Origin of the sequence: Nitrospira sp. NS4 (assembly GCF_049546785.1) — a bacterium.
Taxonomy (GTDB): Bacteria; Nitrospirota; Nitrospiria; order Nitrospirales; family Nitrospiraceae; genus Nitrospira_D.
The window spans coordinates 242,679-257,147 of record NZ_JBMWAN010000003.1 but is presented as its reverse complement, the minus strand read 5'-3'; the positions used below and the strand labels follow the sequence as shown (position 1 = coordinate 257,147).

The window sequence follows — 14,469 nt, the reverse complement described above, 5'->3', positions numbered from 1 at the left end:
AGGTGTGAATCGTCGAGTCTCGCTCGTCACGCTCCTCTCGCCTATCTCGCCCTTTACCGGAACGTCGATCCGACGATCCGCTCCACCCGGTCGTCACGCCCGCCGAGTTCACGATACTTGCGGTACTGGGCCAGCGCGCGCGGCATATCCTTCCGGTGCAGCTCATAAAACACACCGAGGTTGTAGTGGGCCTCCGCATAGTCCGGCTTGAGGGCCACCGCCGCCTCGTACTCACGTTCCGCATCGTCGAGGTTGCCCACGCTCGTGTAGACCACGCCCAGGTTCATATGGGCTTCCGCGTACTCGGGCCGATAGCGCAACACCTCGAGGAAGGCCCGTTCCGCCTCGTTCGTTTTCCCCTGGCTGCGATAGATAAACCCCAGATTGTAATGCGCATCGACTAAGTCAGGCTTCGCCGCCACCGCCTGCTTATAGGCGTACGCCGCCTCCACCAAATCGTTTCTCTTTTCCGCCATACGTCCGATCAAATACCAGCCATCGGCATGTTTCGGATGGGCCTTCGTCAGCTTCGCCAACGCATCCTGCGCGGCCCTGCCGTCGCCGGCGCCGTCAGACAAGACAGCTACTTGAAATAACGCCTCGGCATGGGTCGGCTGCACCGCCAGGAACGACCGGTACGTCTTCAAAGCAGCCGGCACATCCCGCCGCTGCTGATACAGCTTGGCAAGACTCAGATAGGACTCGGCCCGTTTGGGATCGGCCGCAATCGCACGCGTGAGCACCTGTTCGGCCTCGGCCTCTTTGCCGAGCAGAAGATACACTTCCGCCAAATCGTTCAGAGCTTCGGGATAGGCCGGTTTTAACTTGACCGCATGTAGAAAGGCTTCTGCCGCATCCGCCGGCTTGCGGGCCTTCAACAAGATCAGCCCCAGCAGATGATGGGCCTCCGCGGAGGACGGATTCCGTTGGATCGCTTTCCTCGCCGCCTCTTCGGCCGACTTGAGGTCGCCCTGACGAAGCAGCGCGGCACTCTGATCAAGATATTGCTGGACCGATTCAGATTGAGGAGCGGCGAAAATAAGCCGGGGCGAGACAACGGGAGGAAGCTCCAGGAGAAGACCGAACAGGGTGATGATCTGCATCCATCGGCAGAAAGCCAACCGACCCATCCTCCCTCCTAATTAGAGCGCAAGGGCAGACTATAAACGGCGGGGGACCCGAAATCAACGTAACCGGAGATAGTCGCGGTATGGTGTGGGACAAATGATTTGCTAACTGGGGCATTCGTATGTTCTCTGAGGGGCATGCCTTGTTCCCTAATGAGGCGCGCTAACCTGAGGGTTGGCACACGCGCAGATCCTCCTCTTAGCTTCTCAACGGCATGCACTATGTCTACGCTATAGCCCACGCCCGATGATGAGCAATTCTGCTTCCGGAGCACGTGCTCGATTGTGCGATGTGCGGCGGTAGGGTCCAAACCACGATGCCGAGCGAGACGACGGTCAGAATCGCCGCGACGGCGAACGTGATCCGCATACCGGTGGTAAAGCCCTCGGGGTGCGCCGTTGTGATGTCGCTCGTCGCCGATGCGAACGCGAACACAGCGCCCATAATAGATGCAGCGGCACCCGTCAGCGCGGCGACATCGGACTGATCTTCAGTGTGCTCACGAGGCCTGCTACAAACGTCAACATCGCTCCGATCCCAAGACCGATCTGAGGTGCTGCATCGGGGGATGTGAGGGTAAAGAGCAGGGCCATGATAACCGCACCAGCAGTTTGCCCAAACAACCGGGCGGTGCCCTGCATCCCTCCCGCAGCGCCACTTCGATCCTTTGGTGCCGAGAGGAACATGTTGCGGTTGTTGGCCACATTAAAGAGGCCAAAACCGAGGCCACACAGCATAGTGGGCGGTACGAGCAACAGCGTGTCGCCCTTCAGCGGCCACAGTGCGGCAGCCCCGAGCCCAGTCGCGAGACACAAACCGCCTGCGGCACCAAGCCAGGCGGTCGGCACGCGGTCCGCGAGCCGGCCCGCGAACGAGGCAGCGATAGCCACGGTCAACGGCCAGACCGTCATATACAGCCCGGCCATCAACGTGTCCTGCCCAAGCCCGTGCTGCAGGTAAAAAGGCAGCGCAACCATGCTCGCGGTCTGCCCAGCAAAACAACAAGCCGAGGCGATCACCGAAAACCGGAATGAATCGGCGCGGAGCAAGTCGAGCGGGATCAGTGGCGCCTCCTTCGGCATTTCCCGCCGAACCAGCGCCACCAGCTCAAGGGTTGCTGCGGCGAGCAGGACGGCAGCCAGCGCCGGTCTGGTTGGGAGCAGCTCCGTGCCAATGACCAACGACGCAAAGGCTCCGGCATTCAACGCCACACTGAACAGATCCAGCCGACGTGCCGTCCCGCCGACATCTGGCAGCGCGCGGGTGGCGTGTAGCACCAACACACCCAAGGGTAGGTTGACGACGAAGAGCCAGTGCCAGTTTGCGGCTGAGAGGACCGCCGCGCCGATCGCCGGACCGGCGGCAGACGACAGCGCAACTGCAAGGGCGTTCCACCCGATAGCATTGCCGAGCTGCCGATGTGGAACCACGACGCGCAGCAGCGCGACGCCGAGCGCCATGACGGCGGCGCCCCCGAGCCCCTGGAGGAAACGGGCCGCGACGAGCCAAGACAGGGACGGCGACAACGCGCACAATACGGACGCTCCCGTGAACAGCGCAACACCCGCCGTGAAGACCCGGCGATAGCCCAGGCTTTCCCCGAGCGCGGCGCAGGGTAGCAGGGCCATCAACAGGGCGGTCTGGTAGGCGGTGATGACCCAGACGGACATGGCTGCCGTCACATGCAGCGATCGCGCGATCGTGGGCAGCGCGACGTTTGCAACGGCCGCGTCCAGCACCACGAGCACCATGGCAGCCAGCACGGAGGCGATCGCGACCGTGCGCCTTGGCTCGCCCAGCCCCGAGATGGCGTCATCGGGATGCCCTGCGGATCGTACATCCTTGCGGTCACTGTCTCGCGCGGGCGATGTCGATCCGCGGGGCATGGACGAAGACACATTGAACGCGATGTATATCGAGGCCAAACGGCGTCCTATGGCTTGGGTAAAGGGCATGATCACGGCGCCCCTAAAGTCCAGCCGCCGTCCCGCTCAACATATCTCGTCACTCTGTGTTCCTCTGTGTCCTCCTTCTTCAGATCACGCTCTGTAAAGCGGAATAGCAGTGCGGGCCCGGAGATGCACCGTGTGTCGTGAATATCTCCGGGCAGATACACCTGGACCTGTCCGGGACGGACCAGCGTGGAATTCCTTTTCACGAGTTTCACGCTCGCGTCCGGGGCCTCGATCCGAGCATAGGTTCCCATCTCGATTTCGCCTTGCTGGATGGCATAGATGACCCACCCTCTGCCGTGATCATGGGGTGGCCTGTAGAGCCCCGCCTGTTCCGTGTGGGCCAACAGCACGAACTTATGTGCCGGATCCCGGTACAGTTCGTGGTAGGCCGGAGCTTCCCAGTGCAGCGCCGCCAACCATTCCTCTGTGGATGACGCTTTGACGAGTTCCTCCAAATGCTGGCGACATCCTGTGACCAGTTCGGAGGTAAGAGGCCCCCAAATCTGCCTCACCCCCTCAACAAACTTTTCCAGCGAATTGTTAGCCATGTGTTCCCTTTCAGTTCGGAGTGGATGGACCCGGTTCAATCGATGGTCCGAAGTATAAGTAACCTGCACATATGGCGGAAGACGCACTGATTGCACATTATGATTGCGTTTGACGCCATATCTCGATACGATCAATGCATGGCGCGACCCGATTTCAATTTGCTTGTCGCCCTGGATGTGCTGCTCGCGGAAGGCAACGTGACGCGTGCTGCCCAACGGTTGCGGCTTAGTGCGTCGGCGATGAGCCGGGCGCTGGCGCGATTACGTGAGGCGACGGGCGATCCGCTGCTGGTCAGGGCCGGACGGGGTCTCGTTCCCACGCCCCGGGCGCTCGAGCTCCGCGAACGAGTCAGTCAGCTCGTGCAGGATGGAGAAGCGGTTCTGCGACCTGCCGAGAAGCTCAATCTCAAGCAGATAGAACGAATATTCACGTTGCGGACGAGCGAAGGCTTTGTGGAGAACTTCGGACCGGACCTCATTGCTCGTGTCGGCGACGAGGCGCCCGGCGTGCGGCTGCGCTTCGTGCAGAAGCCAAACAAAGACAGCGCGCCGCTTCGCGACGGCACCGTCGATCTGGAAACAGGTGTTGTGGAGAAGACGACGGCTCCGGAGCTGCGTGTACAGGTATTGTTCCGAGACCGTTACATTGGCGTCGTGCGAAAGGGGCACCCGCTGAGCAAGGGAAAGATCACGCCCTCCCGTTATGCGGCCGGCAGGCACATCTGCGTCTCGCGGGACGGTTTCGCCAGGGGACCGATTGATGAAGCCTTGAAGCCGTTAGGGCTGGAGCGGGAAATCGTCACGATTGTCGGTGGCTTTTCCACCGCGCTGGGCCTGGCTCGGGCCTCCGACCTGATCGCCACGGTGCCCGAACGCCACACCGGAAACCTGCGTGCCGGAATGCATAGCTTTCCGCTTCCGGTCTCCATGCCGGAGTTCACAGTTTCATTGCTCTGGCACCCGAGACTGGATGCCGATCAAGCGCATCGCTGGTTGCGCGGGCTCGTTCGGGACATCTGTGCGGTGATCCGCTGAAGGAGTAAGTCTCGCGCAGGTCCGTCCTGGACATCCTCTTGGGTGACTTGAGGGGGACTTCCGGCACTAAGATAACTTCACCACCCTTCTCCGCGCCGTGAAGATGCCGTCTCGATCTACGGTCCGTTGCTTGATGGAGGACCACTTGGTCTTATGAGCCTATTAAACCGCCCGAGCATTTGTTCGTACCTCTGTTGCCGAGACGTGGCTACTCACACGTTAGAGTCGACTCGAGAAACAGCCATTTTCAGAATCGGTGCAGCAAGGGGAAAGCCTCCGGAATGCCGAAGGCTTCCCAAGAACACTCATTGCTTACCGTAACCGCCATATTATGCTCGCGCTATCCGGGCTACCCCGATTGGCTGAAACGCCAGAGAACAAGTCATTACGGCATGAGAAAAGAGCAGATAATCTTAGCGAACAAATTAATGCCCCTACGCCTTTTTTGCACCCCTGAAAATTCCAGTACTTAGGGCCACCCCAGATAACAAATCATTTGCCCCCCCTCCAGGACCCGCTGCGATCCGCGCACGACCACGAAGGTCGCCGCGCCGGATGCCGGGCCCGGTCGGAGACCTTACTTGATCAGCACCAGCTTGCCATCCGGCTCTTTCGGATTGAGATGATCTTTGTACGAGAACGTCACGCCGGCAGCGTACAAGAGATCGCTCGTCGGAATGCCGATATACTTCGTCTCTCCAGGCTTAAGCGTGATCATCACATTCAACACCGTCGGCGCCGATTGATTCTCCGCCGCCGTCATATGAAACCCGCGCTCAACGCCCGACTTGTTAGTGACCCGCATCAACACCGGAGTGCCCGGTCGATTCTTCAGATCCAAGACGGCCGTCGGCGGGTACAGAATCTTCAACGCTCCAACCTCGGTCGCGTAGATATCGAGATCGACCGGCAATTCCTTAAACGCCTGCCCGACTACCGACCCGGTCTGCAGATCGCCGATTTCAACGCCTCCCGATTGTAAGGCCCACGCACCGGACACCATGACCAGCGCACTGGCACACCCCGCGAGACCGAGACACACGTTCCGCAACATACGCGACCTCCTCCTGTAATTACGCACGATTAAGACGTACGACTCTGCCCGGGCGCAAGACAGGGCGGCAATCCAATTCCTTCCAGCACCTGCCCGCCGAGCACCTGGTCTCCGACAATCAGCAAACGCACTTTTATGCGCTTCGTGCTCTCAAGGAATCTTCCGCTCGCCACCGCCGTCACCTCCCGTGACCCGTCGGCCTGCGGCCGATCATCTTCGATGGTCACGTGGTAATAGTCGAAACCTTCGAAGGCTTGATTGAAGACCTGCAGGCGAAGCAACCGTTCCAGCGGACTATCAGACGCCGCGACGGCAAGACCGATCGATAGAGACAGGCAACTGATTATCAGGGCAATCAGGAAGCGCACAGCATCCTCTCCAATGACGCGGCACTGTATCCACACCCCGAAAGGCTGTCTACCGACCCGCACTCATACATGCACATGGCTGCACCAGAAGGTTGAATCTTTTGAAAGAGGGCCGAAAGTCAGGCGGTCAACGAGTGTGAAGGAGGCGACGAACCGGAAATGGACTTCACGCAAGCAGGCACGGCCATCAAGGCGATGGCCGTGCCTGAGATAAGGAGAAGGACGAAGGAGACCCGCGACGAATCTTCTACTATTTGCTCTACTTGCCCTTGGCGGATTTCTCTGCCTGCTCGGCATGCGCCAGAGATTCTTCCGCATGCTTCACGGCTTCCTTCGCATGGGGATCCGTGCTGCCCTTCACGGCTTCTTCCAGATGCGTAATCGCTTCCTTTTCATGCGCGATGGCTTCCTTGGCATGCTTGATGGTTTCTTGCACATGCGCATTCCCGGCCAGCGCCGTCACACGCCCGGTGCCGGAGGCCGCTGCACAATCAACCGGGAGCCGGCCGTCGGCGTCGTACGTCGCATAGGACCAGCCCCCCTGTCCATCATGGCCGCCGGAGCAGACTTGCAGACTGGCAAATTTTCCCATAACAAAGATCGAGTGCAACTCGCGAGGAGCCCCCACCGCCACATCGGGGGATCGGTCGGCCCCACACGGACGATAGGTCTCGACCACCAGCACTGTACCGACAGGAAACGTCTCCTCATCGACGGTGGCCGATCCCTTGGGACAGACATAGAATCGGTGGAACACCCCGGGCTCCGACGGGCCCGCTCCGGAATCCAGCATGGGCCAGGCGCGATACCCTTTGGGTAACCCTCTGCCCATGCCAACGGACCGCGTGTGCCGGCGACGCGTGATCGTCAAAGACACCACCAGGAGGCGCACAACCACCACGTGGAGCCAGGAATCGGATAGCCGTTCCCCCAACGTGACGGGCTCGGAGACTGCTGGGACTGCAGATATCATGACCGCCATAGATCACCTCATCCTTTCTTTCCCCGAAGGGCCGGGGACTCGGAGGGAGGCCACCTCCGACTCCCCGGACAGGCCTGGAAGAAGGGTGCACAACCACCAGACCCGATTCCGATTCATCCACGTGTCCCGACACGGGACCGCAAGTGAACGACCTCACCACGCCCATCCGGCTCAAGACCCGCCTGATCGGTACGCTGACTTTCGATGAGTCCGTTCAACGACGAGCGGAAAATCCGCAAACTCCCGCGACCGATCTTCGTCGCCTCCAGGCGACCCTCCTCGACCCAGCGGTAGATCGTCCACTTGCTGACTTTCAGCAAGTGCGCGGCCTCTTGCACTCGCAGCAGCGGTACATACATGCCTCAGTCCTCCACCGCACCTATGCGATCGCTGGGGAGCACCCGACTCGAGGACGCCAGCCCCCTACGATTTCGCATGTTGCGCCCCTCCCAGATCCACCCACGCCTTGCAGCCGATCCCTGAAGCCAGGGCCATCTCGACCGACGCCGCCAACTGAGCCGGCGGAACCGCCCCAACCTGATACCGCACCAGCACCGTGCCGTGGTCGTTCAGGAATTTGACCTCCTGAACTTCGGGAAACCTCCGAAGCGCGCCTTCGACCTCTTCTCGATGGTACTCGCAGTACCGCCCCCCGATCTGAACAATGACATGGCTCATCCCGGCCTCACCGCCCTGGCCGGCGGATGGAATAGATTCCTGATGTGTCTCCGCATAGGCCGGGATACAGAAACTGACCGCCATCATGACCACCCAAGAGAATGGTGCGCTGCTCATTCGTCCTCCTCCGGTCGTTTGCGACACCGTGGAAACAACATGGCTGCCGTGCCAGGGTCATGTACCGGGAATCCGGAAACAGACCCTGCGCCCTGACCGGCGCCCGGCTGAGACCTCTGCGCCGCCCGCCGTTCCAGACAGTCGGCCGATTCCCCGCCGTCAGGCAGAGAGCCATGAAGAAATGTTCTGTGAACGATAACGATTACGAAGCGAGCAGACGGGGTGGAGCACGACACTGAAGCAATTCAGCCGCAGCATCAGCGTGGAGAGGTACCGGATGCAGGATCGTCACACTCACCACATTCCATACCGTGAGTTGGTAAGGATCGGAGATCAGTGCGGTGCTGGACGTAGCCTGGCAAGACCAGGCACAGAGAGGAGAATGAGTTGCATCGTGCGCATGATGCTCATGCCCTTCGGCATGCATGAACAGACATCCGGCCGCGACCGCGGCCAGCGTGAGATAGACCACTGCGGTGATACAGGCGACCGCCCCGATGAGGTGTCTGGCTCGATACCTGGTCATACAAGCTATCTACGCCACTTGGCAGAAATCGTCTACTGATGGATACCGACGGATGCTACACACATCCGCCGGTATCGCGATGATGCTAATGGGCGGCGACTGCATGCCCCGCTGAAGCGCCGCTCCGGGAGTTCCGTTCAGATGAAAGGACGCCCGGCTGGAAATCGTCGATCCGGTTTTGCTCGACCAGCCGTTCGATTGAGCGGGTAAACACCCGCAGGCTGCCACGGCCGATTTTGCTGCCTTCCAACCGGCCCTGCTCCACCCAGCGGTAGATCGTCCACCGGCTGACGGCCAACAATTCCGCCGCCTCTTCGACCCGTACAAGCGGTTTATTCATGGTCTTCTCCCTGCTCAAAGCGACAGTCTCAGGGGCAGGCTGCCCTGCCCCCCTCTGACATCCATTTCATGAACCTTGGATCAGCCTCTTACTCCGGTATGCCGTGATCGGACCATGCAAAGAAGGAGATCAACCGCATGAAGTGCTAGCCAATAAAGTGTCCACTATGTATAACCCTCGCCTCGATACGAACTTTCGAGGGGCTATGCTTTCTTGCCCAACTGGAAATACTTGGTCAGCCCGATGGTATATGTTGTGCCCTGAGAAAGATTGTTATTGGCATCGCGCACCAGCGGGACCTGCGCCATGAAATAGCCTTGCCAGGTGTCGGCAAAGCTCACGAGCACACCGGGAGAAATCCCGAACCAGGAGGACCCGGTGTTCGGCACTGCTTGATCCATCAGCGGGCCTGAACCCATAGTTGCGTACATACTGTCGTGCACCATGTACCGATAATTCAATTGAGCTGTAATCGTGAGCCAGGGGAGAGATTCGACCGGAACAGCATTGAGCCCGGCATTGAGAATGTATTCGTCACCAAATTGATAGTCATCGTTATTCTTAAATGTGTGGCGATAGCTGGCATAGACAAACTCATTCAACCGATGGGGGATCAACTCATACCCCTGGTACATAGAACCCACTAACCCGAACTGGCCACGCCCAAGCTGTCCGGAAGGCTCAAGCACCTGGCCTAGTTTATCAACCTCATTCGTGTCGCCGGTGGGAAGCTCTACACCGGCTCCGACCACGAACATGCTTCTGATCGAGGGGAGCACATTGTACTTCGCCGTGATCCGCATATCACCGATCCCCTTATCGCTGAATTGAGAGAGGTCCTCATCCTGACCGTGATGCACATGATAGTGGTCATGGTTCCGGATTAGGTACGGAAGCGTCACCTGAATACCGAGCCGGTCCGTGATCCCGTAATTCGCGTCAAGCGTATAACTATTCGTAATCGTCGAGAGTTCCCGATGGTGACCGGGAATGATCCGATGAGTACGTTGATCCGCCTCGGCGATGATACCGGTGCTCCCGCTCGGCAACGTCATCGGGGTATAGCTGTAGATGAAATTCGTCGTCAGCAGACCTTCCTGAGGCACTTGCTGCTGCGACCCGATGGTGACGAAACAACTGACCGCGCCGCAGGCCGCGTATGAACGGACTGGCCCGAGCACCATGGCCAACACAAATAAGGCGCAAAGACCGAGGGACATACTGGCTCGCTGAACTACCTTCGACATAATAAGAACACTCCTCATGACAGAACGGTTCATAAGACCCGCAAAGCCATGGCGTCCTGAATCGCGCCAGGCCATGCGATACGGCCGACAACGAGCCGTCATCGACCATCACTACGCTTACGTCGGGAACAAATTTCAGATTGCTAAGAGGCGAGAACGGACGGAGGGCCGCGAGACACACTGATCACAACAAACTGTTTGCAGAACGCACAGTATTGAGGGTGGAACGCAGGCGAGGTCACGGACACTACCAGGAGGCTCAGCAGCGCCGCGTCCTCCGCCGTCTGCCCGGCTGCACAGAGCCACGAACAAAGAGCCGTCGCATGGGTGGTCGCAGCGTGATGGGCATGCTCAGAAGCATGAGCCGCGAGCTGCGGATACACCATCCCGCTCAGCAGCAGCAACCAGGCTGCCAAGACCCCAATGCTTAATCGCTGAATAGCCCTTGTCATACTCGCTACCGCAAAGACGCCGCTCTTACTGGTTCCTGTTTCTGAATCTTCGCAACCACGTCGTTGATCATCTGTTCCGTCAGCAGGCCGCCTTTGATGTATTCCTGCACGCGCCCTTGCGGATCGATGAATACACTCACCGGCAGCCCGAACACGCCGAACTGGTTGGCGACCTTATTGTCGCGATCCATCAAGACAGGAAAGGTATGGCCATACTGTTTAATGTGCTCGCGTACTTTGGCATCGTCTTCGAGCTCGTTGATGGCCAACACGACAAAGCCCTTGTCACGCAGCTTGTCGAAGCTGGCCTGCATGGCCGGCATTTCAGTCGTACAGGGCTTGCACCAGGTGGCCCAGAAATTCACCAGCACCACTTTCCCGCGGTACTCGCTGAGACTGTGCGTCTTGCCGTCGAGGTCCACGAGGCGGAACTCATCGACCGGCATCCCGACCGTCGGAACGCGCGACCCCATGCTCCAGGACTGGGACAATCCCACGGCTCCGGCAAGCCAGACAGCCAAACTGAATGCGACGACATAACGGCGGGATCGAGTGCTGATCATGATAGCGTCTCCTTGGGCTCCGGCCTTTCCGCCATGGGCGGAAGATCACCGGTTCAACGACGATGCTTTAAAAACGGAACAACGGGCAGCGGGATTAGGCAACGGGAACGGGGGGCGCGCGAGGAGATCGAAGAGAGGTGGAAACGCTAGGGAGATACTGCGAAGAGGAAGGCTGAATGAGCGCAATCGCTACTGATGTGTGGGCGAGTGAAACAATTGACGTATCGTACGCCTGTCCGGCCGCGCACATCCAGGAACAGAAGGCTGATCCGTGAGTGGCCGCCTGATGGTGACTATTATGGTGGCTTTCGTGAAGGACGGATTGGGCCGACGCAACGCCGCTGATCCCCACAATACAGAGGACCAGAAGAACCGCGAGGATGGCGGACACGCGACGCATCATGAGACCCACCGATATGGAAAGAGAACGAGCCCACTAACAGGGCGGTATGCTAGCCGGTTGGCCCGCGCAGAGTCAAGGCGGACCCGCAGGCAATCCCTTCTCTTCTTCCTGATAGGATTCGGGAAAATTTTGCTGTATACTGCCCCCGTAGATTTGCGTGGTAGATCGACCTCTCCCGCATTGATCACCCTTACGATTACAATACGTCGTCTATGCTGACTCAAGTCCTGAATCTCGTCTTCGGCAGTAAGAATGATCGTGAAATCAAGGCGTTGATGCCCACAGTGGCCCGCATCAACGACCTGGAGTCCGGCCTCACGCCCTTATCCGACCAGGCTCTGGTGGACAAGACCCAGGAATTCAAGAAGCGCCTGGCTGATGGCCAGACCCTCGACGACATTCTTCCAGAGGCCTTCGCCGTTTGCCGTGAGATGTCACGCCGCAGGCTCAACATGCGGCACTTCGACGTCCAGCTCATCGGCGGCATGATCCTGCACCGGGGCCGTATCTCTGAAATGAAGACCGGCGAAGGGAAAACGCTGGTGGCGACCCTGCCCATCTATCTGAACGCGCTTGAAGGCAAGGGCGTCCATCTCGTGACCGTCAACGACTATCTGGCCAAGCGCGACGCGCAATGGATGGCCCAGCTCTACCATGCGCTCGGACTGTCGGTCGGCATCATCCAGCACGATGCCTCGTTTCTCTACGATCCCTCTTACGAGGCCTCGGACAAGCGGCTGCAATCGTTGCGGCCCTGCACCAGACAGGAAGCCTATCGCGCCGACATCACCTACGGCACCAACAACGAATACGGGTTCGATTACCTGCGCGACAATTTGATCGTCAGCGACCTGAGCCAGTGCGTGCAGCGCGAGCTGAATTTCGCCATCGTCGACGAGGTGGACAGCATTCTGATCGACGAAGCGCGAACGCCTTTGATCATCTCCGGACCGACGGATCAAACCACCGACCTTTATTACCGCATCAACTCGATCATCCCGCAGCTGCAACCGGAGCGGGACTTCACGATCGAAGAAAAGACGAAGACGGCGTCGCTGACAGAAGACGGCAACGTGCGCGTCGAAAAGCTGCTCGGTGTGGAAAACCTTTACGATCCGGCCCATATGGATCTGGTCCACCATGTGGTGAAGGCCCTCCAGGCCTATACCCTCTACAAGCGCGACGTGGACTACGTGGTGAAAGACGGCGAGGTCATCATCGTCGATGAGTTCACCGGGCGCCTCATGCCGGGCCGCCGCTGGAGCGACGGGCTGCACCAGGCCGTGGAAGCCAAAGAAGGCGTGAAGATCGCCAACGAAAACCAGACGCTGGCCTCCGTCACCTTCCAGAACTATTTCCGCATGTACAAGAAGCTCGCCGGCATGACCGGAACCGCCGATACGGAAGCGGGCGAGTTTGCGAAGATCTACAACCTCGACGTCAACGTCGTCCCGACGAACCGGAAGATGATCCGGCTGGACTATGCGGACGTCGTCTACCGCACGGAAAAAGAGAAATTCGCCGCGATCGTCGAAGAAATCAAGGAATGCCACCAGCAGGGCCAGCCGGTCCTCGTCGGCACGATTTCGATTGAGAAGTCCGAGCGGCTCTCCGGCCTCTTGAGCCGGAACGGCGTCAAGCACAACGTGCTGAACGCCAAGTTTCACGAAAAGGAAGCGGAAATCGTCGCCCAGGCCGGACGCAAAGGCGCCGTCACCATCGCCACGAATATGGCCGGCCGCGGCACCGACATCCTCCTCGGCGGCAATGCCGACTTCCTCTTCAAGCAAGTGCTCTATCGGGAAGAGAACCTGCCGGAAGAGAAAAAGCTGGAAGTCTACGAACAGATCAAGGCGGACTGCGAGCGGGACAAGCAGGAAGTCGTCGCGCTGGGCGGGCTCCACATCCTGGGCACCGAACGGCACGAAAGCCGGCGCATCGACAATCAGCTCCGCGGCCGCGCCGGCCGCCAGGGCGATCCCGGCTCCTCCCGCTTCTATCTCTCGCTCGAGGACGACCTGATGCGGATCTTCGCCTCGGAGCGCGTCTCACAGCTGATGCTGAAGCTGGGCATGGAAGAAGGCGTGCCGATCGAACACGGCATGGTCACCCGCGCGATTGCGAACGCGCAGAAGAAAGTCGAAGGGCACAACTTCGAGATCCGGAAACAGCTCCTCGAATACGACGACGTGATGAACAAGCAGCGGGAAGTGATCTACCAGCACCGCCACGCCGTGCTGGCCGGGGAGAATCTGAAGAACGATATTTTCGATATGATCACCGAGACGATCGACTCCGCCATGACCATCTACTGCCCCCCGGAACAGTATCCGGAAGAATGGGACATGAAGGGGTTCGTGGAGATGATGCACGGCCAGTTCGGCCTCGACATCACCCACGGCAAGCACGACGGCGGCGACTCGCTCCGCGACCTGGGCCGCGACGCACTCGGGGAAGATCTGAAGAAACTCGCCTTTGAGGCCTATGAGCGGAAAGAGCAGGAACTCTCTTCGGAACTCATGCGCTTCCTGGAAAAGACCTTCATGCTGCAAGTGATCGACCACCACTGGAAGGACCACTTATTGGGCATGGACCACCTGCGCGACGGCATCGGCCTCCGGGGGTACGGGCAGAAGGATCCGCTCATCGAATACAAGCGCGAAGGCTACGATCTCTTTGCCGGCATGATGCAGCGGGTCAAATCCGACGCGCTCGAACGACTCTTCCGGGTGCAGGCCGTGAGGCAGGAAGCTCCTGAACAACAACAAGCCGCGCCGCCTCCCCCGCCGGTGATCGCCCGGCCTCAGCCGAAACTCACGTTGAACCGGGGCGACGAACCGGTCGCACCCCAGGCAGCGCAACGCGCAGATGACAAAATCGGCCGCAACGACCCCTGCCCTTGCGGATCTGGCAAGAAATACAAGAAGTGCCACGGGGCCTAGCCTCCCCGTGGCGCCGGGCAGACTTGTTCAAAAGCGCTCCGGCGCTCGGCCGACTTTTCTCCTGAAATTTCCATCCAACAGACCGCTATTCCCTCTGATTTCGCCTTGACTTAGCGCAGGCCGCGAGGCTA

General features: G+C 59.4%; 15 protein-coding genes. 2 read left to right on the top strand and 13 right to left on the bottom strand.

Translation table 11 applies throughout. From position 1 onward, the window contains the following. Positions 1–53: 53 nt before the first annotated feature. The 3 genes from ACO9S2_RS09900 to ACO9S2_RS09890 all read right to left on the bottom strand — a co-directional run bounded on the left by ACO9S2_RS09900 (position 54) and on the right by ACO9S2_RS09890 (position 3,631). Positions 54–1,130, bottom strand: a complete 1,077-nt coding sequence (locus ACO9S2_RS09900) for a tetratricopeptide repeat protein (RefSeq protein WP_423721850.1) — start codon at positions 1,128–1,130, stop codon at positions 54–56. Positions 1,131–1,592: 462 nt separating this feature from the next. Then, complete coding sequence (locus ACO9S2_RS09895; protein WP_423721849.1) at positions 1,593–3,053, bottom strand: MFS transporter; 1,461 nt, start codon at positions 3,051–3,053, stop codon at positions 1,593–1,595. A 32-nt stretch (positions 3,054–3,085) separates the two neighbouring features. Continuing rightward, positions 3,086–3,631, bottom strand: a complete 546-nt coding sequence (locus tag ACO9S2_RS09890) for a hypothetical protein (protein ID WP_423721848.1) — start codon at positions 3,629–3,631, stop codon at positions 3,086–3,088. Positions 3,632–3,769: 138 nt separating this feature from the next. Here ACO9S2_RS09890 and ACO9S2_RS09885 point away from each other — a divergent pair, with 138 nt between their 5' ends. After that, complete coding sequence (locus ACO9S2_RS09885) at positions 3,770–4,666, top strand: LysR family transcriptional regulator (RefSeq protein ID WP_423721847.1); 897 nt, start codon at positions 3,770–3,772, stop codon at positions 4,664–4,666. 577 nt (positions 4,667–5,243) lie between these two features. Here ACO9S2_RS09885 and ACO9S2_RS09880 read toward each other — a convergent pair. The 10 genes from ACO9S2_RS09880 to ACO9S2_RS09835 form a co-directional block, all read right to left on the bottom strand. Beyond that, positions 5,244–5,720 (bottom strand): hypothetical protein, encoded by a 477-nt coding sequence (locus ACO9S2_RS09880; RefSeq protein WP_423721846.1) that lies wholly within the window; start codon positions 5,718–5,720, stop codon positions 5,244–5,246. Positions 5,721–5,749: 29 nt separating this feature from the next. Further along, the gene (locus ACO9S2_RS09875; RefSeq protein WP_423721845.1) at positions 5,750–6,088 is read right to left on the bottom strand and encodes a hypothetical protein; all 339 of its coding nucleotides are present in this window, start codon (positions 6,086–6,088) and stop codon (positions 5,750–5,752) included. Positions 6,089–6,347: 259 nt separating this feature from the next. Further along, positions 6,348–7,070: a cytochrome P460 family protein gene (locus ACO9S2_RS09870; protein WP_423721844.1), complete on the bottom strand. Its 723-nt coding sequence runs from the start codon at positions 7,068–7,070 to the stop codon at positions 6,348–6,350. Between the two features lie 113 nt (positions 7,071–7,183). Then, the gene (locus ACO9S2_RS09865; RefSeq protein ID WP_423721843.1) at positions 7,184–7,429 is read right to left on the bottom strand and encodes a helix-turn-helix domain-containing protein; all 246 of its coding nucleotides are present in this window, start codon (positions 7,427–7,429) and stop codon (positions 7,184–7,186) included. A gap of 64 nt (positions 7,430–7,493) precedes the next feature. Further along, positions 7,494–7,865: a hypothetical protein gene (locus tag ACO9S2_RS09860; RefSeq protein WP_423721842.1), complete on the bottom strand. Its 372-nt coding sequence runs from the start codon at positions 7,863–7,865 to the stop codon at positions 7,494–7,496. Positions 7,866–8,067: 202 nt separating this feature from the next. After that, entirely contained in the window at positions 8,068–8,391 is a 324-nt protein-coding gene (locus tag ACO9S2_RS09855; protein ID WP_423721841.1) for a hypothetical protein, read from the bottom strand. Positions 8,392–8,476: 85 nt separating this feature from the next. Beyond that, positions 8,477–8,731 carry a helix-turn-helix domain-containing protein gene (locus ACO9S2_RS09850; RefSeq protein WP_423721840.1) on the bottom strand — a complete coding sequence of 85 codons (255 nt, stop codon included), beginning with the start codon at positions 8,729–8,731 and terminating at the stop codon, positions 8,477–8,479. A gap of 203 nt (positions 8,732–8,934) precedes the next feature. Then, entirely contained in the window at positions 8,935–9,978 is a 1,044-nt protein-coding gene (locus ACO9S2_RS09845) for a hypothetical protein (RefSeq protein WP_423721839.1), read from the bottom strand. 143 nt (positions 9,979–10,121) lie between these two features. Continuing rightward, complete coding sequence (locus ACO9S2_RS09840; protein ID WP_423721838.1) at positions 10,122–10,394, bottom strand: hypothetical protein; 273 nt, start codon at positions 10,392–10,394, stop codon at positions 10,122–10,124. A 41-nt stretch (positions 10,395–10,435) separates the two neighbouring features. Then, positions 10,436–10,993, bottom strand: coding sequence for a peroxiredoxin family protein (locus ACO9S2_RS09835; RefSeq protein ID WP_423721837.1), 558 nt, complete (start codon positions 10,991–10,993; stop codon positions 10,436–10,438). Positions 10,994–11,608: 615 nt separating this feature from the next. Here ACO9S2_RS09835 and secA point away from each other — a divergent pair. Beyond that, a complete protein-coding gene (gene secA / locus ACO9S2_RS09830) occupies positions 11,609–14,338 on the top strand; it encodes a preprotein translocase subunit SecA (protein WP_423721836.1) in 2,730 nt (909 codons plus the stop codon). Positions 14,339–14,469 lie beyond the last annotated feature (131 nt).

Bases quoted from the DNA above. Each gene is read 5' to 3' on its own strand.
- ACO9S2_RS09835 (WP_423721837.1), bottom strand. From the start codon at position 10,993: ATGATCAGCACTCGATCCCGCCGTTATGTCGTCGCATTCAGTTTGGCT.
- ACO9S2_RS09850 (WP_423721840.1), bottom strand. From the start codon at position 8,731: ATGAATAAACCGCTTGTACGGGTCGAAGAGGCGGCGGAATTGTTGGCC.
- ACO9S2_RS09890 (WP_423721848.1), bottom strand. From the start codon at position 3,631: ATGGCTAACAATTCGCTGGAAAAGTTTGTTGAGGGGGTGAGGCAGATT.
- ACO9S2_RS09900 (WP_423721850.1), bottom strand. From the start codon at position 1,130: ATGGGTCGGTTGGCTTTCTGCCGATGGATGCAGATCATCACCCTGTTC.
- ACO9S2_RS09855 (WP_423721841.1), bottom strand. From the start codon at position 8,391: ATGACCAGGTATCGAGCCAGACACCTCATCGGGGCGGTCGCCTGTATC.
- ACO9S2_RS09885 (WP_423721847.1), top strand. From the start codon at position 3,770: ATGGCGCGACCCGATTTCAATTTGCTTGTCGCCCTGGATGTGCTGCTC.
- secA (WP_423721836.1), top strand. From the start codon at position 11,609: ATGCTGACTCAAGTCCTGAATCTCGTCTTCGGCAGTAAGAATGATCGT.
- ACO9S2_RS09865 (WP_423721843.1), bottom strand. From the start codon at position 7,429: ATGTATGTACCGCTGCTGCGAGTGCAAGAGGCCGCGCACTTGCTGAAA.
- ACO9S2_RS09870 (WP_423721844.1), bottom strand. From the start codon at position 7,070: ATGGCGGTCATGATATCTGCAGTCCCAGCAGTCTCCGAGCCCGTCACG.
- ACO9S2_RS09845 (WP_423721839.1), bottom strand. From the start codon at position 9,978: ATGTCGAAGGTAGTTCAGCGAGCCAGTATGTCCCTCGGTCTTTGCGCC.
- ACO9S2_RS09860 (WP_423721842.1), bottom strand. From the start codon at position 7,865: ATGAGCAGCGCACCATTCTCTTGGGTGGTCATGATGGCGGTCAGTTTC.
- ACO9S2_RS09880 (WP_423721846.1), bottom strand. From the start codon at position 5,720: ATGTTGCGGAACGTGTGTCTCGGTCTCGCGGGGTGTGCCAGTGCGCTG.